Origin of the sequence: Geminicoccus sp., assembly GCF_035556675.1 — a bacterium.
GTDB lineage: Bacteria > Pseudomonadota > Alphaproteobacteria > Geminicoccales > Geminicoccaceae > Geminicoccus.
On sequence record NZ_DATMFZ010000200.1, the window covers coordinates 1 to 21424 of the forward strand.

Sequence of the window (21424 nt, forward strand, 5' to 3'; positions counted from 1 at the left end):
GTGCCGGCCTTGCGGGCCGCATAGATCGCCAGCGCATCCATCAGCGGCGGTGACAGGCAGTCATAGGGCTCCAGGCCCAGTTCCTTCAGCCGGGCGCGCACCGCCGGCATGTCGCTCGGCTTGGTGCCCGCTTCGATCACGGAGGAAACGAACGCGGCGAACTCGGGAGCCGCCCAGCCCTGGTCCCTGGAGCGCTCGGTATGGATGAAGGCCAGGCCCTTGAAGGCATGCTCCTTCTCGATCGGCCCGTACATGTGCACGCCGCAGGAGGTGCAGGCATGGCGCTGGATCAGCGCCGAGGGGTCGACCACCTTGAGCTTGTCGCCGTTCGCGGTGACCTCGACCTTGTCCTCCGGGACGACGCCCACGATGGAGAACATGGCGCCCGCCGGCTTCCAGCACTTGGTGCAGCCGCAGGCATGGTTGTGCAGGACCTGGGAGTTGATCCGGACGGTGACCGGCCGGTCGGTGCAGGCGCAGACCAGTGTGCCGCCGGCGAAATTCGGGGTGCCCTGTCGGATCCCCTGGTCGATGGCAGGATGGAGCGAGATCGAAGCCATGAGCCTTCTCCCTGACCGCAGCTCCTGTTTCTTCTGGGTCGTCGCCGGATTGGCGCGCTGTGGTCAGTGAACTGTCTTGCCAAAGATCGTACCTATTGTCGATCATCACAAGCTGACTGCATCGGTCGGGACTTGACCGGACGGGGCAGAGGCCAGCCCTCTGCCGTGAGCATCGGAGGAGCCACCATGACGATGATCCATCGGGTCCGGGCGGCCGGCCTGCTCGCCCTGCTCGCGATCTGGCCGGCCATGCCCGGGCAGACCGACAGCGGCGAGGACTACCCGACCAACACCCGCGTCGACTACGTGTTCGGCTGCATGAAGGCGAACGGCGAGACCCGGGACAGCCTGGACCGCTGCTCCTGCTCGATCGACGTGATCGCGACGCTCTTGCCCTACGAGCGCTACGTCACGGCCGAGACCTTCATGAGCATGGCGCAGGTGACCGGCGAGCGGGCGGCAGTGTTCCGCTCAAACGAGCAGGCCCAGGCCGCGATCGACGCCTTGCGCCGTGCCCAGGCCGAGGCCGAGGTGCGCTGCTTCTAGGCCAGGCTCCCGATCTCGAGGATGCAGCCCTCGTTCGGGCGCAGTTCCAGCCTGTCACGGATCGTCTGGCCGCCGCGGTCGAGCCCGGTGGAGAGCAGCAGCCGCCCTGGCCGGACATGGCGCAGCGTCGCCACCGTGCCGCCGAAGTTCAGCGCCACGAGCAACTGCTCGTTTCCGTAGCGCCGCGCATAGGCCAGCACTGCCATGTCGGCGGCGAACGGCTGATAGCTGCCGATCGACAGGGCCGGCCGGGCGCGGCGCAGGCTCAAGAGTGCCTGGTAGAGCGCCAGCACCGAGCGGGGATCGGCCGCCTGGCTCGCCACGTTCACCGTGGCATGGTCGTGGGCCACCGGCAGCCATGGCGGGGCAGGGGAGAAGCCGGCATGGGCCGAGCCGTCCCATTGCATCGGCGTGCGCACCGGGTCGCGCCCCAGCCCCAGGCCCGGCACGTTGCGCTCCCACGGGTCCTGCACCTGCTCGGGCGGGATCGGCACGTCGCTCATGCCGATCTCCTCGCCCTGGTAGATCGTGGGCGTGCCGCGCAGGGTCAGCAGCAGCATGGCGGCGATCCGCACCTGGTCCCGGCCCAGCCGGCTCGCCAGCCGCGAGCGGTCATGGTTGCCCAGCACCCAATTCGGCCAGCCGCCCTTCGGCAGGGCCGCCTCGTAGGCATCGATCAGCGTGGCGATCGCGGTGGGCTACCAGGGGGTGGCGATCAGGTGGAAGTTGAAGGGGAGCTGGAAGCCGGACAGGTCGCTGCCGTAATAGGCCATCAGCCGGTCGATCGACAGGTAGGCCTCGCCGATCATCACCCGGTCGCCGAAAGCGTCCGCCACCCGGCGCATCGCCATGATCGCCTCGTGCACCTCGGGCTGGTCCATGGTGTGGGTGCGCAGCACCCGCCTGGCCGGCGACATGCCCGGACGCCAGTCGGGGTTGGGCGGGTTGTCCCGCAGTTCCTCGTCCTCGATCAGGTGGTGGATCGCATCCACCCGGAACCCGTCCACCCCGCGCTCGAACCAGAAGCGCAGCACGTCCAGCATCGCGTCGCGCACGCCGGGGTGGCGCCAGTTCAGGTCGGGCTGCTCGGGCAGGTAGGCGTGGTAGTAGTACTGGCCGGTGGCCGGATCGAGGCTCCAGGCCGGGCCGCCGAACTCGCTCTGCCAGTTGTTGGGCGGCCCGCCATCCGGTGCGGGATCGTGCCAGACATACCAGTCGCGCCGATCCGAGCGGCGCGATGCCCGGCTCGCCACGAACCAGGGATGGCGGTCGGAGGTGTGGTTCGGGACATAGTCGAGGATCAGGCGCAGGCCCCGCGCATGCACCGCCTCGACCAGCCGGTCGAAATCCTCCAGCGTGCCGAACACGGGGTCGATCGCGCAATGGTCGGTCACGTCATAGCCGAAGTCCGCCATGGGCGAGGGGTAGATCGGCGAGAGCCAGATGGCGTCGACCCCCAGCGCCTCCAGATGGTCCAGCCGCCGGACGATGCCCGGGAGGTCGCCGATCCCGTCGCCGTTCCCATCCTGGAACGAGCGCGGATAGATCTGGTAGACGACCCCGTGCTGCCACCAGGCATGATCCGCCAGCGCGTTCTGCACCACTCGACCGCCTCCCTGCGGCATGGGCCGCCCTGGTCCGAAGTACCGGGCCTGGCCCGTCGTTCCCAGGGGCCGGGCTTGCGCGCCCCGGCCGCCCCGGCATAACCAGGACTCCAGCCACGGGGAGGCGCATGACGGGTTCTCGGGACGCAGGCGCGCCAGCGGTCGAGCTGGCAGGCATCGCGATCGCCTTCACCCTGAGCGACCGGTCGACCTATCGGGCGGTGCAGGGCATCGACCTGCAGGTGGCGCCGGGCGAGTTCGTCGCGATCGTCGGGCCCACCGGCTGCGGCAAGTCGACCCTGCTCAATGCCGCGGCCGGCCTGCTCCAGCCCTCGGCCGGCGCGGTGCGGATCTTCGGCACGCAGCTCGCGGGCCTCAATCGCCGGGCGGGCTACCTGTTCCAGCAGGACGCGCTGATGCCGTGGAAGACCGCGCTGGACAATGTCGCGGTGGCGCTGGAGCCGGCCGGGGTCGGGCGCGGCGAGGCCAGAACGCGCGCCCGGGACTGGCTCGGCCGGGTGGGGCTGCGCGGCTTTGCCGACCGCTATCCGCACATGCTCTCCGGCGGGCAGCGCAAGCGCGTGGCCCTCGCCCAGATGCTGATCCGCGACCCGGAGATCCTCTTGATGGACGAGCCGTTCGGGCCGCTCGATGCCCAGACCCGGCAGATCATGGGCAACCTCCTGCTCGACCTGTGGGCGGCCGACCGCAAGGCCGTGCTGTTCGTGACCCACGACCTGGAGGAGGCGATCGCGCTCGCCGACCGGGTGATCGTGATGTCCGCCGGGCCGGCGGCCGGCCTGGTGGGCGATTATCCGGTGCCGCTGGCTAGGCCGCGCGACATCGCCGAGATCCGGCTCGACCCTGAATTCCACGCCATCCACCGGTCGATCTGGGGCTCGCTGCGGGCCGAGGTGCAGCGCGCCTATGTCCAGGGCGAGGCGGCACCATGAACCGTGCCGTCCTCCTGGCCCTCCAGTTCCTGGTGGCGCTGGCCTTCCTCGTCCTGTGGCATGTGCTGACCACCGTGCCGATCGGCGGGCGCAAGCTGCTCGACCCGTTCTTCTTCTCCACGCCCCTGGACGTGCTGGCGCGCACCTGGAAGGACCTGGCGGGCGGCGAACTCTGGCGCCATCTCGGCATCACGCTGCTGGAGACCGTGCTGGCGTTCGCCACCGGCGCCACGGGCGGGATCCTGCTGGGCTTCGCCTTTGCCCGCCGGGCGATGCTGGCCGCGGTGTTCGACCCCTACGTCAAGGCGGCCAACGCGCTGCCGCGGGTCGTGCTGGCGCCGATCTTCGCGCTCTGGTTCGGGCTCGGCATCTGGTCGAAGGTGGCGCTGGGGTTCACGCTCGTGTTCTTCATCGTGTTCTTCAACGTCTACCAGGGCGTGCGCGAGGTCAGTCCGACCGTGCTGGCCAATGCCCGGATGCTTGGCATGAACGAGCGCCAGCTGATGCGCCACGTCTACTGGCCGGCAGCGCTCACCTGGATGTTCTCGTCGCTGCACACCTCGGTGGGTTTTGCGCTCGTGGGTGCCGTGGTGGGCGAGTATCTCGGCTCGGCCGGCGGGCTCGGCTACAAGATCCAGCAGGCGGAGAGCGTGTTTGACGTGACCGGGGTGTTCTCCGGCATGCTGGTGCTGACCGTGTTCGTGATCCTGCTCGACGCGGTGGTCACAGCAATCGAGAAGCGGCTGCTGGTGTGGCGGCCCGCACCGGTGACCGCCACCAGCTGACGAGACCAGCAACCAAGAATCGGGGAACAGGCTGATGACGACCCGCAGAACGATACTGGGTGCCGCCCTGGCCGGCGCCGCCGCCTTCCGTCTGGCGCCGGCGCGCGCGGCCGCGCCCGAACAGGCCACGATCGCGCTGGGCGTCGGCGGCAAGCCGCTGCTCTACTACCTGCCGCTCACCATCGCCGAGCAGAAGGGCTTCTTCGAGGAGCAGGGGCTGAACGTCACGATCAACGACTTCGGCGGCGGGGCCAAGTCGCTGCAGGCGCTGATCGGCGGCTCGGTGGATGTGGTGACCGGGGCGTACGAGCATACCATCCGCATGCAGGCCAAGGGCCAGCCCATCCAGGCGGTCATCGAGCTCGGCCGCTTCCCCGGGATCGTGCTGGGAGTGAAGAAGGAACTGGCCGGCGAGATCAGGTCGCCCGCCGATCTCGCCGGGCGCAAGGTCGGGGTGACGGCGCCCGGCTCGTCGACCAACTTCTTCGTCAACTACCTGATGGCCAAGGCGGGGGCCGACCCGCAGCAGGCGGCGTTCATCGGGGTGGGGGCGGGGCTCAGCGCAGTGGCGTCGATGCAGCAGGGCGAGATCGAGGCGATCTCCAACCTGGACCCGGTGATCTCCAAGCTGGAATCCGACGACGCCATCACGATCCTGGCCGATTCGCGCACCGAGGCCGGCACTCGGGAGATCTTCGGCGGCTCCAACCCGGCCGCGGTGGTCTATCTGAAGACCGACTTCATCGAGGCCAATCCGAACACGGTCCAGGCGTTGGTGAACGCGTTCAAGCAGGCGCTGGACTGGCTGGCCAAGGCCACGCCCGAGGACGTCGTGGCAACGGTGCCCGAGGCCTATTACCTGGGCGACAAGGACCTCTATCTGCGCGCGGTCGCGGCCAGCAAGGAAACCTACAGCCGGACCGGGATCATCCCGCCCGAGGGCATGGAGAGCGCCTACAATATGCTCAGGCAGTTCGATCCCGAGCTCGCGAGCGCCGAGATCGACCTGGGCAAGACCTTCACCGACCGGTTCGTCAAGGCAGCCAGCTAGCGCGGGCGGGCCGGCCGCACCGCGCCGGTCATGGCGCGGTGATCGGCCGGTTGCGCTGGTCCAGGAGCGGCACGCCGTGGTCCAGCAGGATCGCGTCGATCTCCTTCTGGTTGGCGCGGATCAGCCGGTTGAGCGCCCGTTTCCATTCCTGGTCGGAAGCGCGCACGCCCATGGTGATGTTGTAGATCAGGCGCGGACGGTCCGGCTCCTGGAGGAGCGGCACCATCCGCAGCTCCGGGTCGACGGTCCGGGCATAGTGGGCGGCCATCGGGCCCCAGAGGATCCCGACATCAATCGTGCCGGCCTGGAGGTCCTGGACCATCGAGCGGGCCGCCGAATCGACCCGCGTGTCCACCAGGAGCGGGTAGGAGCGGACCTGGTCGATCAGGCCGTGGCGGACCAGGTGGTCACCCGGCGGGGTGCCGGCGACCACGCCGATCTTCGCCTCGGCTAGGCGCGGGTCGGCCAGGGATTCGATCCCGTCCAGGCCCTTGCCGGGCACGAAGACCAGGGCATAGCTCGTCCGGTAGTAGGGGTTGGTGTTCTGGACGATCTCGTCGCCTTGCGGGTAGCCGATGATCACATCGCACTTGTGGGCGCCCAGCGTGTTGCGGACGAAGCCGGTGACCTGCGGGAACCAGGTATAGTCCACCTGCTTGCCGAGCTTTTCCGCGAGCAGCTCGGCGATCTCGTTCTCGAAGCCCTCGCCCTGCTGGTTCGAGAACGGCAGGTTGTTCGGATCGGCACAGACCCGCAGGAACTCGGGGTCGATCAGCTCCAGCGACAGGTCGGCGCTGTCCGGCAGGCCGTCCTGCGCAGCGGCGGGCAGAGTTGGCGAGCCCAGCAGCAGGACCGCCAGGAGTGCCGCGGCCAAGCCATGCATCGTGACAGGTCGCATCAGTGCCCCATGCAGGCCGCTTCCGCCTCCGTGAACGCGTCGGGCTTGTCGGCGCGCTTGGGGGGCCGCACCCGGTCCACCGCCCCGTTCGCCCGGGCACGCAGATAGATGTAGATGTCGTCGAGGTAGCACATCACGTTCGGGTTGGTGCCGAACGCCGGCATGACGTTCTCCTGGGCGGACGACACGTTGGTCCGGCCGTTCACCACGACGTCCATGAAGTCGGTATAGCTGATGGCCCGGAGCGACTTGGTCAGCGCCGGTGCATAGGTCGAACCGTCGCCGGCCGGCCCGTGGCAGACATGGCACTCGGCGTGATAGCGGCGAAATCCGGAATAGGTGTACCAGTCGACCGTGCCGTCTTCCTCGACCTTGAAGGTCGGGTTGCCATCGGCGTCGAACCACTTGCCGCTGTCCTCGCTGACAGCCGTCGGATCGCCCGCCCCGTCCTTCTTCGCCGGCCCGTCCTGGGCCAGCGCCAGGCCAGACACCAGGGCGAGCGCCAGCGCGCAGAGGACCCTTACACCGTGAGCCATCGCCAAAAGTTTTCCTCCTTGGAGCGAAACGGAACGGGCCGGCTTGGCAGCCGGCCCGCTATCTTGCGTGGGGATCAGTTCGCCGAGGTCACCTGGTCGGGCAGGCCGAACACGGTGAGCTGGCCGCCCAGTGCCGTATAGTCGCTGAGCGCGGCATAGCCGCCGACCGCACCCAGGCCGGCGGTGGGCTCGGTCAGGCCGGCCGCCAGGCCGATGCCCGCCCAGCCACCGACACCCGAGAGCACCGCGACATACTGTTTGCCGTCGTGCTCATAGGTGGTGACGTTGCCGATGATCCCGGACGGCGTCTTGAACTTGTACAGTTCCTTGCCGGTCTTGGCGTCGACCGCCTTCAGATAGCCTTCCAGCGTCCCGTAGAAGACCACGCCGCCCTTGGTCGAGAGCGCGCCCGACCAGACCGAGAACTGCTCGGGCACCGACCAGACGATCTCACCCTTGGTGGCGTCCCAGGCGATGAAGTTGCCCATCCGGTTCTCGCCCTTGGGCGGGTACATGGAGAGCGTGGCACCGACATAGGGCTGGCCCGCGGTGTAGCTCACCCGGTAGGGCTCGTAGTCCATGCAGACATGGTTGGTCGGGATGTAGAACAGGCCGGTGTCCGGGGAATAGGAGCCCGGCTGCTGGTCCTTCGATCCGAGCGCCGCCGGGCAGATGCCGGTGACGTTGGTGTCCTCGCCCGCCTGATGGGTCGAGTACTTCGGATCGACCTTCGGCCGCCCGTAGGTCGGCGAGTTCTTATCCATGTCGACTTCGGTCGCCCAGTTGACCACCGGGTCGTACTTCTTGGCGACCAGGAGCTCACCGGTCTCGCGGTCCAGCGTGTAGCCGAAGCCGTTGCGGTCCATGTGGACCAGCGCCTTGCGCTGCGCGCCGTCGAAGTCGAGATCGGCCAGGATCATCTCGTTGACGCCGTCATAGTCCCACTCGTCGTGGGGCGTCATCTGATAGAGCCACTTGGCCTGACCTGTGTCGGGGTCGCGGGCGAAGATCGTCATCGAGTACTTGTTGTCGCCCGGCCGCTGCGACGGGTTCCAGGTCGAGGGATTGCCGGTGCCGTAATAGATCAGGTTCAGCTCGGGGTCATAGGAGGTCCAGCCCCAGGTGGTGCCGCCGCCGATCTTCCACTGGTCACCTTCCCAGCTGTTCAGGCTGGAATCCTTGCCGATCGGCTTGCCGAGCTCGGTGGTCTTCTCCGGGTCGACCAGCATCTCCTCGTCGGGACCCACCGAGTAGGCGCGCCAGGCGATCTTGCCGTCGGACAGGTTGTAGGCGGTCATGTGGCCGCGCACGCCGAACTCGGCGCCCGAGATGCCGATCAGCACCTTGTCTTTGACCACGAAGGGGGCGGCGGTGGCGGTCTCGCCCTTGCTGGGATCACCGTTCTTGGCGGTCCACACCACCTCGCCGGTCTTGGCGTCGAGCGCCACCACCGTGGTGTCGGCCTGGTTCAGGATGATCTTGCCATCGCCATAGGCCACGCCGCGATTGACCGTGTCGCAGCACATGACCGGGATCACCGACGGGTCCTGGCGCGGCTCGTAGCGCCACAGGATCCGGCCGTCATTGTTCAGGTCGAGCGCGTAGACATTGTTCGGGAACGGCGTGTGGACATACATGACGCCGTCGATGATGAGCGGCCCACCTTCGTGCCCGCGCAGCACGCCCGTGGAAAAGGTCCAGGCCACCTGCAGTCGGTCGACGTTTTCCGCCGTGATCTGATCGAGAGCCGAATAACGGGTGTTGGCGAAGTCGCCGGTCGGCATGACCCAGTTCTTGGGGTTCTCAGCCATCTTGGCGAGTTCTTCATTTGCACTGGCGGCAACCGTTACGAATGATGCAACGCCCGCGAGTGCCGCGATCGTAAAACGACGCATAGATCTGGCCTTCCCTGTAGTTTCTTTTGATAAGGCGACAACTACCGTGTTCGGCGCGCCGGGCCCAGTCGTTAGATAGGGACCTTGCCTGGGGCTGTGCCTTGTTTCCTCCATGCCTCCTTTTTGTCTTGGTTGTTCTTGGAACTATTGGATGACTTGCGTGGAGGATCGAGTCCTAGGCAAGTCGTCCGTAACGCCGCTTCGAGGCTAGCCAAGCCACCTATCTGACGCAATCACTTTGGGCGAGACCGGGTTGGAGCGCAAAGTTCAAGCGTTTGCTGCGCTTGCACCGGAGTTGCGGCGCGGGACGTCCCAGTGCATTGGCAACCACTTTCAGCATCGGTCGGGCGGTCGACTTGTCGCATCCCCTGGGGCTGCCCTGCTGCTCTGTGGACAACATCCGGCCCCAAACAACAACACGATCACTGGAAATAGTGGAGCGAACTGAACTTGTGCCGGGACTCGATGCTCTGGTCCGCCGGATTATCGAAGGTTGTTGGATGCCGCAGTCGCGGCCGTCTTTCTGTCGACATGATCGGGAATGACGATTGCAAAAGTATCACTTCAGATGCCGGATATATTGCAATAATGATGCTGATTATAGCTCCAGCGAGCGGCTGGTCCATGGGCAGATGAAGTCGGCCAACCGGGGCCCTTGCGGCAAGTTTCTTGTTGCAATACGCCATGGCGGCTAGATTATCGCACATTGATCATTGATTATTCCCTGGGCCGGGGGCGATCCGGTCCATCCGGCCACTGCATAGCGAAAAAGCCGGGAGATCGTGACGATCGGGATTACCAGCGGGGGAGCGGTGCCGCCGGCGACGGTGGCCGCCACGGTGACGGAAGGTGGCTAGCGCGCGGTGCTGCCTGCTGACCGGCTTCCTGGTCATGGCCGCGCAGGCGAACGCGGGGGCGGGCAGTGCTCAGGAGACCGGGGGCCAGGAAACCACGGTCCGGGTGCAGGACGGGCAGAGCCTGCGCGATATCGCCCAGGCGGAGCTGGGCGATCCCGATCTCTGGACTGAGATCCTGCGCGCCAACGAGTTGCGCTCGCCCGCCGACGTGCGCCCGGGCATGGAGCTGGTGATCCCGGCCGGGGCGATCGCCGCGGCCGACCGGGCGCTGGGCCAGGCGCTGGCGGCGATCCAGAGGGCCACGGCCGCAGGTGCCCGCCTGTTCGCGCCGGATGAGATCGAGCAGGGGATCGCCAGCTATGATGCGGGCGTCGCCCGGCGCAAGGCGGGTGACTGGGCCGGCGCTGTGGCTGCTGCCGGCGAGGCCAGGCAGGCTGCTTCCGCGGCCATGCAGCTGGTGGCGGCCGGGCGCGACAGCCCGGCCGAGGCGCGGCTGACCGATCGCGAGGGCAGGGTGGAGGGCCGCACGCCGCAGGAGCTGGTCTGGTCGGACCGGGACCATGACGCGATCCTGATCGAGGAGGAGAGGGTGCGGACGCTGTCGCGCTCGTCCGCCCAGATCACGTTCCGCGACGACAGCCGGCTGCGCCTGAACGCCAACTCGCAGGCGGTGATCCGGCGGATGCGCACCGACCCGCTCAGCCGCACCGAGGAGGCCAGGGTCAGCTTGGTCGAGGGCGACTTCTATGCCCTGCTGAGCGGCCAGGGCCCGCGCAAGCGCTTCGAATTGCAGGTGCCGGAGGTGGAGACCGACGTCCAGTCGCGCAGCTTCTGGGTCCGCCACGACGGCAGCGGCTCCAAGTTCACCAATTACGACGAGGGGGTGCTGCGCGTCGCGGCCAATGGCAGGGAGGTGGCGCTAGGCCGCAACGAGGCGACCCTGGTGCGTACCGGGCAGCGGCCGAGCGAGAAGGTCGGGATCCGTGCCGCGACCGAGCTGCTGGCACCCCCGGACAACGGCCAGACCGTCACCGCCGATGTCGGCCTGCGCTGGGCGCCGGTCGAGGACGCGGCCGGCTACTGGCTGGAGCTGGCGCACGACCCGGGCTTCCAGCGGATGCAGCTCAGCCGCTGGGGGCTCAAGGACACGGGCTTCGCCACGGGCGAACTGCCGGTCGGCACCTATTACTGGCGGGTCGCCGCCCTGGACAGGTTCGGCCTGCCGGGCGAGCGCGGCGCCACCTGGCGCTTCCATGTCCGGGTCGACCAGGCCCCGCCCTTCCTCGTGATCACCGAGCCAACGGAACATGCGACGCTTGCCCGCTCGCCGGTGCCGGTGCGCGGGCAGACCGAGCCGGGCGCCCGGCTCCTGGTGGCAGGCCAGCCGGTGGCGGTGGCCGGCGACGGCACGTTCGCCACCGAGGTCGCGCTGACACCGGGCGACGGCCAGATCCGCCTTCAGGCGACCGATCCCGCTGGCAACGTCACCGAGCGCCTGCGCGCCTACCGCTTCGTGCCGGACGAGGCGGACATGCTGCGTTTCGATGCCGGCCTGCCGCAGCTCTCGTCCAGGCACTTCGTCACCCGCCAGGACGTGGTGTCCCTCACGGGCAGCACCCTGCCCGGCGCCAGGCTGCTGCTGCGGGCGGAAGGTCTGCCCCTGCGCGAGGCCACCTATGCCGACGGGAACGGCCGCTTCACCCTGAACGTGCCGGTGACGGGCGGCACGACCGAGTACGACATCGAGCTGGTGCAGCGCTCGGGCCGCACCAGCCGGGACGGCATCACCGTCAGCCTCGACCGCGACCCGCCATCGATCGAACTCGACCTGCCGCCGCCCACTATCACCGCGGTGAAGTGGCTGCCCCTGCGCGGCCGGGCAGAAGGGGCGGTCGAGCTGAGCCTGAACGGCCAGCCGGTCCAGCTGCTCGACGACGGCTTCGACCAGACCGTGACGCTGGTGCCCGGGCTCAACCGGCTCCGGCTGGAGGCCACCGATCTCGTGGGCAATGTCCGGGTGGCGAACTTCGAGGTCCGGCTCGATCAGCAGGCTCCGGAGCTGGTCGGCTACCGGGTGAGCCCGCAACGGGTGGAGGCCGGCCAGCCGGTGCAGGTGGAGGTCCAGGCGCGCGATGAGTCGGGGCTGCGCCAGCTGGCGCCGGTGCGGCTGCGCGTGGCGGGTGTCGAGCATCGCGGGTTCCTGGAGCTCGGCGGTACGCCCGGCACCTATGCCGCCACCGTGCTGCTGCCGCCGGACGCGGCCGGGCCGGCCGAGCTGCGGGAAGTCGAGATCGAGGATTACGCCGGCAACAAGGCGCGGTTTTCGCTGGGCCGCTGAGGCCGTTGGGGAGGGGGACATGAAGCAAGCTGCCCGCTGGCCGAAGCTGCGGCCCTGCCCCCTGGCCCTGTGCCTCCTGGGTCCCTTCTGTTTCTCGGCCGGCCTCGCCGGGCCGGCCGCGGCGGCGGAGCCGCTCTCGGTGGTCTATGGCCCTGCGGCGCGCACCGCCGAGGGCGATCAGGACTATCAGGAGGTGATCCATCTGAGCGTCCCGGACAGCGTCACCGGGCCTCTGTTCCTGCGGGTTCATGACGCCGATGCCGGCGGGGCCCACGACACCCGCTACGGATCCGGCTGGGACACCCAGGTCCGCTACCGGATCTATGGCGGCAAGGGTGCTGCCGGACCACCTGCCGCACCGGGCGACGAGGCGGGCGCTGCCGGCATGCTGCTGGCCGAAGCGATCTTCGGCGAGGACGCCGCGGCGGACGATGCCTGGCGGACGCTCACGCGTTTTGCGGCCGATGCCGGCGACCATGTCGATGGCCGCTACGTGTTCCGCCTGGAAGTGGCCGGGCTCGCAGGGGACGACGGCAACGGGTTTCTGGCGACGCTCAGCCTGCGCGACCGGCGCGAGGCACCGCCCGAAGGGCTGCTGGTCGAGGACCTGGCCCCCACGGTGCGTATCCCCGACCAGGAGCGCGCCACCCTGCTGGAGTTCGCCATCCCGGCCGATGCCGAGCGGCTCACGATCGGCAATTTCGACGCGGCGGCAGGTCAGCTCGCGTTCACCAGCACCTACCGCACGGTCGAGCTGGCACCGTCCGGGCAGGACGAATGGCAGACGGACACGGTCGAGCTGCTCGCGGAGGAGCGGGGCGGCCTGGCGGCCCTGGTCCTGTCCGGCGGCCAGGAAATGCCCAACGACCTGACCCTGTCGCTGCAGGACCAGGATGGCCGGGCGCTGCCGCTGCACCTGCCGGCCAGGGCGGCGCTGCCCAACCAGCGGCCCCTGCCGGCCGTGGACCATGCGCCGCTGGCCGACTGCTCGGCCATCGCCTTCGATGCCGGGCGCTCCGCCGATCCGGACGGGGGCAGGCTGGACTTCGCCTGGGAGTTCGGCGACGGCACCGCCGCCTCGGGCGAGGCCATCGTCCACCGCTATCCCGGCCCCGGCATCTATCGGGGCGTGCTGCGCGTGCGGGACGGCTCGGACCAGGTCGGCAACGGTGCGGCCCTGCCATTCGAGGTGACGGTCAAGCGCCCGCCCACAGCCGACGCTGGCGCCGACATGGTGGTGGCGCCCGGCACCGAGGTGCGCTTCGACGGCCAGGCCTCCCGGCCGGGCGACCGCCCGATCGCGGGCTATGACTGGGACTTCCAGGACGGCGGTCGGGCGGAAGGACCTGCGCCATCGCAGGTCTTCGAGCGCTCCGGCGCCTATGTCGTGACCCTGACGGTCCATGACGACCAGCCGGGTGCCTGCGACAGCTCGGCCGACCAGCTGGTGGTCCAGGTCAACGCGCCGCCGGTGGCGGTGCCGGGCCCGGACCGGCACGTCGCGGCGGGCGAGCTGGTCCGGCTGGACGGCAGCCGCTCGTTCGACGTGGACGGGGAGGTGCAGGACTGGGCCTGGGACCTGGGCGACGGCACCCGGGCCAGCGGGCCGGTGGTCGAGCACGACTATGCCGAGCCCGGCAGCTATACGGTGACGCTGGCGGTGACGGATGCCGCCGGGCTCGCCAACAGCCGGACCAGCGCCACGACGCAGATCCTGGTCAACGACCCGCCGGTGGCGGTGGCGGGCGAGAGCCGCAGGGCCGCGATCGGCGAGGTCCTGACCTTCGACGGCAGCGGCTCGACGGACCGCGACGGCCGGCTGGTCCGCTACGAGTGGGATTTCGGCGGCGGGGGCAGGGGCCAGGGCCAGGTGGTGCGCTATGCCTATGACCGCCCCGGCACCTACGAGGTGACGCTCACCGTCACCGACGATTCGGCCAGCGCCACCAGCCAGGCCAGCGACCGGCTCATCGTCACGGTCAATGCCCCGCCCGTGGCCGAGGCCGGCCCCGACCAGCTGATCACCGCGAGCGAGGTCCGCTTCGACGGCAGCGGCTCGGTCGACCCGGACGGGCAGATCGTCCGCTATCTCTGGGCGTTCGGCGACGGTGCCACCGGCGAGGGGCCGGCGCCGGTCCATGTCTATCAGGCACCTGGCCGCTATCCGGTCCGGCTCACCGTCACCGACGATTCCGGCACGCTGCGCAGCAGTGCCGGCGACACGCTGCAGGTCACGGTCAACCAGGCGCCGATCGCCGATGCCGGCCCGGACCTGCTGGGTGCGCCCGGCCAGGAACTACGCTTCTCAGGATCCGGCTCGATCGACCCGGACGGCGACATCGCCACCTATCATTGGGAGTTCAAGGACGGCAGTACTGCCTCAGGGGAGGAAGTCACCCACCGCTTCATGGCAGCCGGCGTCTATGACGTGCAGCTCCTCGTCCAGGACGATACCGGCCAGCCGGACGCGATCGACTTCGACAAGGCGAAGGTCGTGATCAATGCCCGGCCGATCGCCAAGGCCGGCCCGGACGTGCTGGCGGCACCGGGCGACCCGGTCGTGCTGGACGGCGGCAACTCCTTCGATCCGGACGGCCGGATCGAGGGCTATCGCTGGGAGTTCAGCGACGCATCGGAGCCGGCGGCCGAGCCGAGGGCGACCCGCAGCTACCCCGAGCCCGGCGTCTACGGCGCCCGGCTGACCGTCTCGGACGGCAGTGGCGCCGCCAACGGCAGCGACCAGGACGAGGTCGTCATCCGGATCAACCACCAGCCGGTCGCCCATGCCGGCCAGGATCAGTTCGCCTCGGACAACACGGTCCGGTTCGACGCCTCCCTGTCCGCCGACGCTGATGGCGACCCCCTGGTCTATCTCTGGGACTTCGGCGACGGCTCCCCGCCGGTGGGCGGCATTCAGGTCGCCCATACCTATGCGGAGGGCGGCGTCTATCCGGTGCTGCTCACCGTCGACGACGGCACCGGGCTCGGCAACGCCAGGGCGGTGGCGGGAATCACCATCACCATCGACCGTCCGCCCGTGGCCGATGCGGGGGGCAACCGCGAGGCCTGTGCCGGCGACATCATGGTGTTCGACGCCAGCCGCTCGCAGGACCCGGAAGGCGGCGTGCTCCGCTACCGGTGGGATTTCGGCGACGGGACCGGTGCCGACATCGTCAACCCGACCAAGACCTACCTGACCGGTGCGGTCTACCCGGTGACGCTCACGGTCTCCGACGATTCCGGCTTTGCCGCCAACCATCACACCGACCGCGTGCTGGTCCGGGTCACCGAATCGCCGATCGCGGATGCCGGGCCCGACCAGCTCGCCTGCGCCGGGTCGGAAGTGGTGTTCGACGGCTCCCGGTCGCGCGACGCGGACGGGGTGGTCAACCGCTTCACCTGGGATTTCGGCGACGGCAGCACGGGCGGCGGCGAGCGGCCGGTCCATGTGTTCAGCAAGCCTGGCGAGTACCGGGTCATGCTGACCATCGACGGCGACGATCTCGGCCAGTGCGCCAGCACCAATACCGACGAGATGAAGGTGCGGGTGGTGGATGCGCCGGCGGCACGGATCGCGGCACCCGACCGGGTGGGGGCGGGTGCTGCGATGCGCTTCGATGCCAGTGCCTCCACCACCGCGGTCGGCCGCATCACGGGCTGGCAATGGGCGTTCGGCGACGGGGAGACCGCCACCGGCCCGATGGTCGAGCATCGCTACGCCAAGGCCGGCAGCTACGTGGCCCGGCTGACCCTCGAGACCGAGGGCGGGATCCAGGCCTGCAGCACCATCACCGCCAGCCACCCGATCACCGTCAACGCGCCGCCGGTGGCCGACGCCGGCCCGGACCGGGCCGCCGCGGTGGCCGAGGAGATCCTGTTCGATGCCGGCGGCTCGCACGATCCGGACGGCGGGATCGTCGCCTATCAGTGGGACTTCGGCGACGGCACCACGGCCAGCGGGATCAACGCGCGGCACAGCTTCCGCAAGGGCGGTCGCCACCTCGTCACCCTGACCGTGACCGACGACATGGGCCTGCCGAACAGCCAGGCCAGCGACACGGCCGAGATCATGGTCAACCACGAGCCGGAGCCGGTGATCGCGGCCCCCGCCGCCGCCTGTCCCGGCGAACCGCTGCGCTTTGGCGGCGGCTCGAAGGATGGCGACGGCGAGCTCGGCCAGTTCGCCTGGAACTTCGGCGACGGTGCCACGGCTGCCGGCAGTGACGTCACCCACAGCTTCGCGGCACCCGGCCTCTACGAGGTGACGCTGGCCGTGGACGACCGCAGCGGCCTGAAGAACGCGCAGGCCCAGGCGGTGCTGCCGTTCCGGGTCAACCGCCAGCCGCGCGCGATCGCCGGGCCGGACCGGCTGGTCTGCCCGGACGAGGATGTCCGGTTCGACGGCCGGGGCTCGGTCGACTGGGACGGAAAGCTGGTGCGCCACCACTGGGATTTCGGCGACGGCACCACCGCCGAGGGGGCGGAGGTCGGCCACCGTTTCACCGAGCCCGGCCTCTACGACGTGCGCCTGACCGTGACCGACGATTCCGGCTCGAGCTGTGCCACCGCCACCAGCGTCGCCCGGGTCCGGGTCAACGCCACGCCGGTGGTCGCGATTGCGGGCGACCGCACCGGGTTCGTCGGCGGCGCCCATGACCGGCTGCTGCTGGATGCTTCCGGCTCCAGCCATCCGGACGGCGCGCCTTTGACCTTCCGCTGGGAGCTGGGCGACGGCAGCGTGCTGGCCGGCGACAGGGTGCGGCACCGGTTCGCGGAGCCCGGGGTCTATCCGGTGCGCCTGACCGCCAGCGACGGCACCGGGCTCGCCTGCGGCCAGGCGGTGGAGCAGGTCGAGGTCCGTGTCCAGGCCCGCCCCTGACCGGCCGGAGGACCGCCGATGCCGCGGCTGACCCTGCGCTGGAAGCTCCTCCTGTTCGCCGTGGCGATCGCGGTCCTGCCGATCCTGGTGGCGGCCCAGACCATGATCCGGATCGGCCAGGACGAACTGAAGAGCTCGGCCAACGAGCAGCTTCTGGGTGTGGCCACCGAGCTGACCCGCGAGATCAACGACATGTTCGAGCGCAGCTGGCTCGGGCCCTTGCTGCTGATCCGCAACGCGCTGGACGACGAGCGGCTGGGGGTCGAGGAGAAGATCTCGCTCCTGACCCTGGGCCTTTCCGCGATCCCCGACATCGCCGCCCTGCAGATCACGCTGGCCGAGGCCGACCTGCCGCTCCTGGTGACCAAGGACGACATCACCCAGCGGCTGGCCAATGCCGGGCTGGAGCCCCTGGACGTGCTGCGCGTGGCCCGGGCCGCCATCCAGGCCGCCGCGAAGGCGGGCGACATCGTGGCCCCGGACGTGGCCCATGTCGCCGAGACCGACGATTGGCTGGCCACCATCGTGCTGCCGCTGAACAACCCGCTGGCCGGCCAGGGGGCGATCCTGTCGGCCCGGGTCGACCTTCGGCGGTTGAGCGAGATCATCGCCGGCAACCCGTTCGCCCGGACCGGCACCATCACGGTGGTCGACGACCAGGGGCGCCAGGTCCTCCATGCCGACCGTGCCGACCTGCACCGCTACCCGATCGTGGCGGAGGCGCTGAGCCTGCTGTCCTCGACCTCGCGCTCTTTGGGCGTGGAGCCCTATGCGCGCCCGGACGGCCAGGTGATGCTCGGCGCCTATGCCTTCCCCCGGCCGTTCCGCTGGACGGTGCTGGTGGAGCGGCCAGAACGGGACGCCTATCTGGCGGTCGCCAAGATGACCAGCAGCCTGCTCTGGTGGGGCATGGTGGGCCTGGCGGTCGCGGTGCTGGGGGCGGTCGTGCTGTCCTTCCTGATCAGCCGGCCGATCCTGGAGATCGACCGGGTGGCCACCGAGGTCGGCCGCGGCAACCTGTCGGTGCGCGTGGTGCGCGGCGTGCATCTCAAGGACGAGATCGGCGACCTGGCGCGGCGCATGAACGAGATGATCGTGGGCCTGGCCGAGCGGCTGAAGCTGGAGCGGTTCGTGTCGGGCGGCACCATGGCGGCGATCCGCCTGTCCCGGGACGATACGATCGAGCTGGGCGGCACCCGCCGGCGCGCGACCATGCTGTTCTGCGACATCCGCGGCTACACCGCGTTCGCCGAGCAGCACGAGGCGGCCCTCGTGGTCGAGGTGCTGAACTTCTACTTCCAGCACCTGGCGGGCCTGGTCCAGGAGTACCAGGGCGACATCGACAAGTTCGTGGGCGACGAGATCCTGGCGGTGTTCACCGGCGAGGAGGCCGAGCGCCGGGCGGTGGCCTGCGCCCTGGCGATGCAGGCGAAGATGGCGCAGCTGAGCGCCAACCGGCCGGAATGGAACCTGTCGATCGGCATCGGGATCAACTCAGGCGAGGTGATCATGGGTGCGATGGGCAGCAATGCCCGCATGGACTACACCGTGCTGGGCGACGCGGTGAACCTCGCAGCCAGGCTCTGCGGGGCGGCCGGCCGCGGCCAGACCCTGGTCAGCAGCGCCACCTACGAGGCCCTGGGCGGATCGGCCGGCGCGGAGCTGACCGCCCGGCCGCTCACCCTGGAGCTCAAGGGCAAGCGTGCGCCGACCCTGGCCTACGATGTCGCCTACCGGGCCTCGACTGCCCTGGAGGCCGGCGGCGGTGCCGCTTCCGGCTAGGCCGGCACAGTTCCTGGTAGATCGCCACCGCATGGAGGACTGCCCGCATCTGCGCGGTGTGCAGGCGGCGGAACTCGGCACCATGCACGGTCTCGTCGGGCGCCTCGGTAATCACCGTCAGCGGCGCCTCGTAATGGCAGCCCTCGGTCAGGAAGCAGGGGATGCCGGCGATCACCCGGAACGGCTGGACCTGGGAATGACGGTGCAGGGCGTCGATCTGGCGGGCATTGGCTGCGACCAGCGCCCGGTCGGCCCCGAGCCGCCGGGCCAGGGCCGCCATCAGCCGGGACGCCAGCCGACCCCAGCCCGGATGGTGGGTGACGATCAAAAAGAAGCCCCTGGGGATCGTCCACTGCTCGAAGCCCGCCGGCAGGTAGCCGGACAAGGGCCGGGTCCATTCGTGGGCGGGATAGCCGTGCAGGTTGAGGTGCAGCCGGGCGCCCGAACGCCGCAATGCCCAGAGCCGCGCCAGCCGCTCATCGTCCCGGCTGGCCGGGAGGTCGGCGCCGGTCGCGGTGTAGCGCGCGGCATGGTGCATGTGGCGCGGGTTGCGGGCGATCAGCCGCTGGTGCAGCGCGTAGCCATCCACGTTCTCGACCGGGATCAGGGCGAAATGCGCCCGTTTCTGCCGCATCAGCACCGTAGCGGCCCGCAGCGCGCCGATCACGCCGCTGGTCTCGTTGCCGTGCTGGGCGGCGCTGATCAGGACCGGGGCGGCGCTGCCTGGCCGGTAGAGCCAGGGGACCAGGCGGCCCTGGACCGAGCGCGTCTGGAGCGCCCGGCCGCCCATTGCCCGGAGTATGGCCTGCACCTGTGCCAGCGGCAGCGGACTCTCGGACAGGGCGAGCGGTGCCGGCGGCGGACCCGCAGCTTCCTCCGGGTCACCGGGCGGGCCAGCCGTGATCCGCAGGCTGATCGCCGCCGAACCGGCGCGGATGTCCGGCAGGATCTGCAGCGACCGGTTCCCGCCGCCCCCTGCCTGGAAGCGCTCGCGCAGCGCGAAGAACAGGTCCTCGTGCAGGGCTTCCGCCAGGCTCAGGACCTCGTCGCCCCAGCCGAGCGGCTCGTCCCGGGCGGCGATGTCGGCCTGGATCTCCAGCCGTGCCGCCGGCACGCCGGCGGCCGGCACCGCCTCCAGTGCCTGCCGGAACAGGGTCGCGAACTCGGTGTCGAGCGGCCCGTCCGTGCCGCCCGCGATGCGCAGCCAGCCGGAGGTGGCGAGCACGGGCCGGCCAAAGCTGTCGGCCTGGACCACATTCGGCGCGAACACGAGATGCCGCCGGCAGCCGCCATCCCGCCCGTGCAGTTCCACCTCGTAGGTCAGCCCGGCGCCGCCCGGCTCGAGCCGAACCGCCACGTCCGGCAGCAGCATGGCGAGCGGGTAGGTTTCCAGGAGGAAGCGATCCGGGTGGGCGGCCGGATGGCGGGGATAGCGGACGACGGCACTGCTGACCCCGGCCAAGTCGGCCTCCTCGCGAAAGAAGGCCAGCAGCGGCTTATAGGCGGTACGGATGCGGGCAGCGATGCCCAGGCCGGCCAGCCGGGCCTCGGCCTGCGCCCTGGCCGCCCGGTCCTCGAACAGCCAGGCCTCGACCGGCCCCGATGGCGGATCAGCCGCAAGCCTCGCCACGAGCGTATCCAGCGTGCGCTCGAAATCCCGCGCGAGGAGGACCGTCCGGCCCGCCGTCAATTGCCGCCAGAGGTCTTGCGGCGGCGCCACTGGTCGAAGATCACCACCAGCACGATCACCAGCCCCTGGACGATCCGCTGCCAGAACGGGCTGACATTGAGCAGGTTCAGGCCGTTGTTGAGCACGCCGATGATGACGGCACCCACCAGCGAGCCGATCACGCCGCCCTCGCCGCCGAACAGGTTGGTCCCGCCGATCACCACGGCCGCGATTGCGCGCAGCTCCTCGCCGTCCGCCATCAGCGCGTTGGCCGAGTTCAGCCGGCCGACCATGATGAGGCCGGCAATGGCGGCGGTGAGGCCGGAGATCATGTAGGCCATGATCTTGGTGCGGCCGATGTCGATGCCGGCGACCCTGGCCGCCTCCCGGTTGCCGCCGACCGCGAAGATCGCGCGGCCCAGCGCCCGGTAGCGCAGGATGTAGAAGCCGACGAGGGCCACGATCAGCGCGATGATGGCGCTGATCGGGATACCCAGCATGGACCCGCTGCCGGCCTGGATCAGGGCGGAGGGCAGGGCGGCGCCGCTCGACATCGACTGGAAGGAAGGGACCGGCAGGCCGTCGGTGACGATCAGGGCCACGCCGCGCAGCACGGTCATGGTGCCGAGCGTGGCGATGAAGTCCGGAATCTTGAAGCGGGCGATGATCCAGCCGTTGAGCGCCCCGCAGGCGCAGCCGACGCCCAACCCGATCGCGATGGCGAGTGGTGCCGGCAGGATGCCGAAATCGTAACCGAACAGGGTGATCGGGGTGGTCAGCAGCACCGTGGTCACGCAGGCGGACAGGGCCGCCACCGCGGCCACCGACAGGTCGATACCGCCGGTCAGGATGACGAAGGTCTGCCCGATCGCCAGGATCGCGGTGAACGCCGACTGGCGGGTGATGTTGAACATGTTGTCGAGGGTCGCGAAGTGCGGCGTGGCCATCGACAGGAAGACGCACAGGATCACGAGCGCGATGAACGGCCCGCCGCGCAGCAAAAGATCGCGGTAGCGGGTGCCGGCACCGCCGGGTGCGGAGGGAAGGGATCGCTGGGAGGCCATCTCGATT

General features: G+C 69.7%; 13 protein-coding genes and 1 pseudogene. 7 read left to right on the top strand and 7 right to left on the bottom strand.

What is annotated here, in order from left to right; genetic code table 11:
• The coding region (gene gfa / locus VNS22_RS14475) for an S-(hydroxymethyl)glutathione synthase (RefSeq protein WP_325733587.1) at nt 1-560 on the bottom strand (560 nt) is incomplete at its 3' end.
• Nucleotides 561-752: 192 nt separating this feature from the next.
• Here gfa and VNS22_RS14480 point away from each other — a divergent pair.
• Entirely contained in the window at nt 753-1106 is a 354-nt protein-coding gene (locus VNS22_RS14480) for a hypothetical protein (RefSeq protein ID WP_414653363.1), read from the top strand.
• On the opposite strand, the pseudogene VNS22_RS14490 reads toward VNS22_RS14480, so the two are convergent.
• Nucleotides 1103-2731: pseudogene (locus tag VNS22_RS14490) on the bottom strand (alpha-amylase family glycosyl hydrolase). The gene VNS22_RS14480 and the pseudogene VNS22_RS14490 overlap by 4 nt on opposite strands.
• A gap of 107 nt (nt 2732-2838) precedes the next feature.
• On the opposite strand from VNS22_RS14490, the gene VNS22_RS14495 reads away from it, so the two are divergent.
• The 3 genes from VNS22_RS14495 to VNS22_RS14505 are packed head-to-tail and all read left to right on the top strand — an operon-like array spanning nt 2839 to nt 5499.
• Entirely contained in the window at nt 2839-3663 is an 825-nt protein-coding gene (locus VNS22_RS14495; RefSeq protein WP_325733591.1) for an ABC transporter ATP-binding protein, read from the top strand.
• Nucleotides 3660-4448, top strand: a complete 789-nt coding sequence (locus tag VNS22_RS14500; protein ID WP_325733593.1) for an ABC transporter permease — start codon at nt 3660-3662, stop codon at nt 4446-4448. The genes VNS22_RS14495 and VNS22_RS14500 overlap by 4 nt, the downstream gene beginning before the upstream one ends.
• Before the next feature lie 34 nt (nt 4449-4482).
• Nucleotides 4483-5499 (top strand): ABC transporter substrate-binding protein, encoded by a 1017-nt coding sequence (locus VNS22_RS14505; RefSeq protein WP_325733595.1) that lies wholly within the window; start codon nt 4483-4485, stop codon nt 5497-5499.
• 28 nt (nt 5500-5527) lie between these two features.
• On the opposite strand, the gene VNS22_RS14510 is transcribed toward VNS22_RS14505, so the two are convergent.
• The 3 genes from VNS22_RS14510 to xoxF5 all read right to left on the bottom strand — a co-directional run bounded on the left by VNS22_RS14510 (nt 5528) and on the right by xoxF5 (nt 8828).
• Complete coding sequence (locus VNS22_RS14510) at nt 5528-6397, bottom strand: substrate-binding domain-containing protein (RefSeq protein WP_325733597.1); 870 nt, start codon at nt 6395-6397, stop codon at nt 5528-5530.
• Nucleotides 6397-6933: a c-type cytochrome, methanol metabolism-related gene (locus tag VNS22_RS14515; protein ID WP_325733599.1), complete on the bottom strand. Its 537-nt coding sequence runs from the start codon at nt 6931-6933 to the stop codon at nt 6397-6399. The genes VNS22_RS14510 and VNS22_RS14515 overlap by 1 nt, the downstream gene beginning before the upstream one ends.
• A gap of 74 nt (nt 6934-7007) precedes the next feature.
• The gene (xoxF5, locus tag VNS22_RS14520; protein WP_349261793.1) at nt 7008-8828 is read right to left on the bottom strand and encodes a lanthanide-dependent methanol dehydrogenase XoxF5; all 1821 of its coding nucleotides are present in this window, start codon (nt 8826-8828) and stop codon (nt 7008-7010) included.
• Nucleotides 8829-9677: 849 nt separating this feature from the next.
• On the opposite strand from xoxF5, the gene VNS22_RS14525 reads away from it, so the two are divergent.
• Genes VNS22_RS14525 through VNS22_RS14535 form a run of 3 tightly spaced genes read left to right on the top strand, consistent with a single transcriptional unit; the run spans nt 9678 to nt 18684 of the window.
• A complete protein-coding gene (locus VNS22_RS14525) occupies nt 9678-12023 on the top strand; it encodes a FecR domain-containing protein (protein ID WP_325733603.1) in 2346 nt (781 codons plus the stop codon).
• A gap of 19 nt (nt 12024-12042) precedes the next feature.
• A complete protein-coding gene (locus tag VNS22_RS14530) occupies nt 12043-16902 on the top strand; it encodes a PKD domain-containing protein (RefSeq protein ID WP_325733605.1) in 4860 nt (1619 codons plus the stop codon).
• Nucleotides 16903-16920: 18 nt separating this feature from the next.
• Nucleotides 16921-18684 (top strand): adenylate/guanylate cyclase domain-containing protein, encoded by a 1764-nt coding sequence (locus VNS22_RS14535; RefSeq protein WP_325733606.1) that lies wholly within the window; start codon nt 16921-16923, stop codon nt 18682-18684.
• Here the strand turns inward: VNS22_RS14535 and VNS22_RS14540 are convergent.
• Both VNS22_RS14540 and VNS22_RS14545 read right to left on the bottom strand, forming a co-directional pair.
• Nucleotides 18593-20314, bottom strand: a complete 1722-nt coding sequence (locus VNS22_RS14540; protein ID WP_325733608.1) for a peptidase M14 — start codon at nt 20312-20314, stop codon at nt 18593-18595. The two genes, VNS22_RS14535 and VNS22_RS14540, sit on opposite strands and share 92 nt — an antisense overlap.
• 56 nt (nt 20315-20370) lie before the next feature.
• The gene (locus VNS22_RS14545) at nt 20371-21423 is read right to left on the bottom strand and encodes an ABC transporter permease (RefSeq protein WP_349261796.1); all 1053 of its coding nucleotides are present in this window, start codon (nt 21421-21423) and stop codon (nt 20371-20373) included.
• Between the last annotated feature and the right edge of the window lies 1 nt (nt 21424).

Coding starts and splice junctions, on each gene's coding strand:
- VNS22_RS14480 (WP_414653363.1), top strand. CDS start 753: ATGATCCATCGGGTCCGGGCGGCCGGCCTGCTCGCCCTGCTCGCGATC.
- VNS22_RS14495 (WP_325733591.1), top strand. CDS start 2,839: ATGACGGGTTCTCGGGACGCAGGCGCGCCAGCGGTCGAGCTGGCAGGC.
- VNS22_RS14500 (WP_325733593.1), top strand. CDS start 3,660: ATGAACCGTGCCGTCCTCCTGGCCCTCCAGTTCCTGGTGGCGCTGGCC.
- VNS22_RS14505 (WP_325733595.1), top strand. CDS start 4,483: ATGACGACCCGCAGAACGATACTGGGTGCCGCCCTGGCCGGCGCCGCC.
- VNS22_RS14510 (WP_325733597.1), bottom strand. CDS start 6,397: ATGCGACCTGTCACGATGCATGGCTTGGCCGCGGCACTCCTGGCGGTC.
- VNS22_RS14515 (WP_325733599.1), bottom strand. CDS start 6,933: ATGGCTCACGGTGTAAGGGTCCTCTGCGCGCTGGCGCTCGCCCTGGTG.
- xoxF5 (WP_349261793.1), bottom strand. CDS start 8,828: ATGCGTCGTTTTACGATCGCGGCACTCGCGGGCGTTGCATCATTCGTA.
- VNS22_RS14530 (WP_325733605.1), top strand. CDS start 12,043: ATGAAGCAAGCTGCCCGCTGGCCGAAGCTGCGGCCCTGCCCCCTGGCC.
- VNS22_RS14535 (WP_325733606.1), top strand. CDS start 16,921: ATGCCGCGGCTGACCCTGCGCTGGAAGCTCCTCCTGTTCGCCGTGGCG.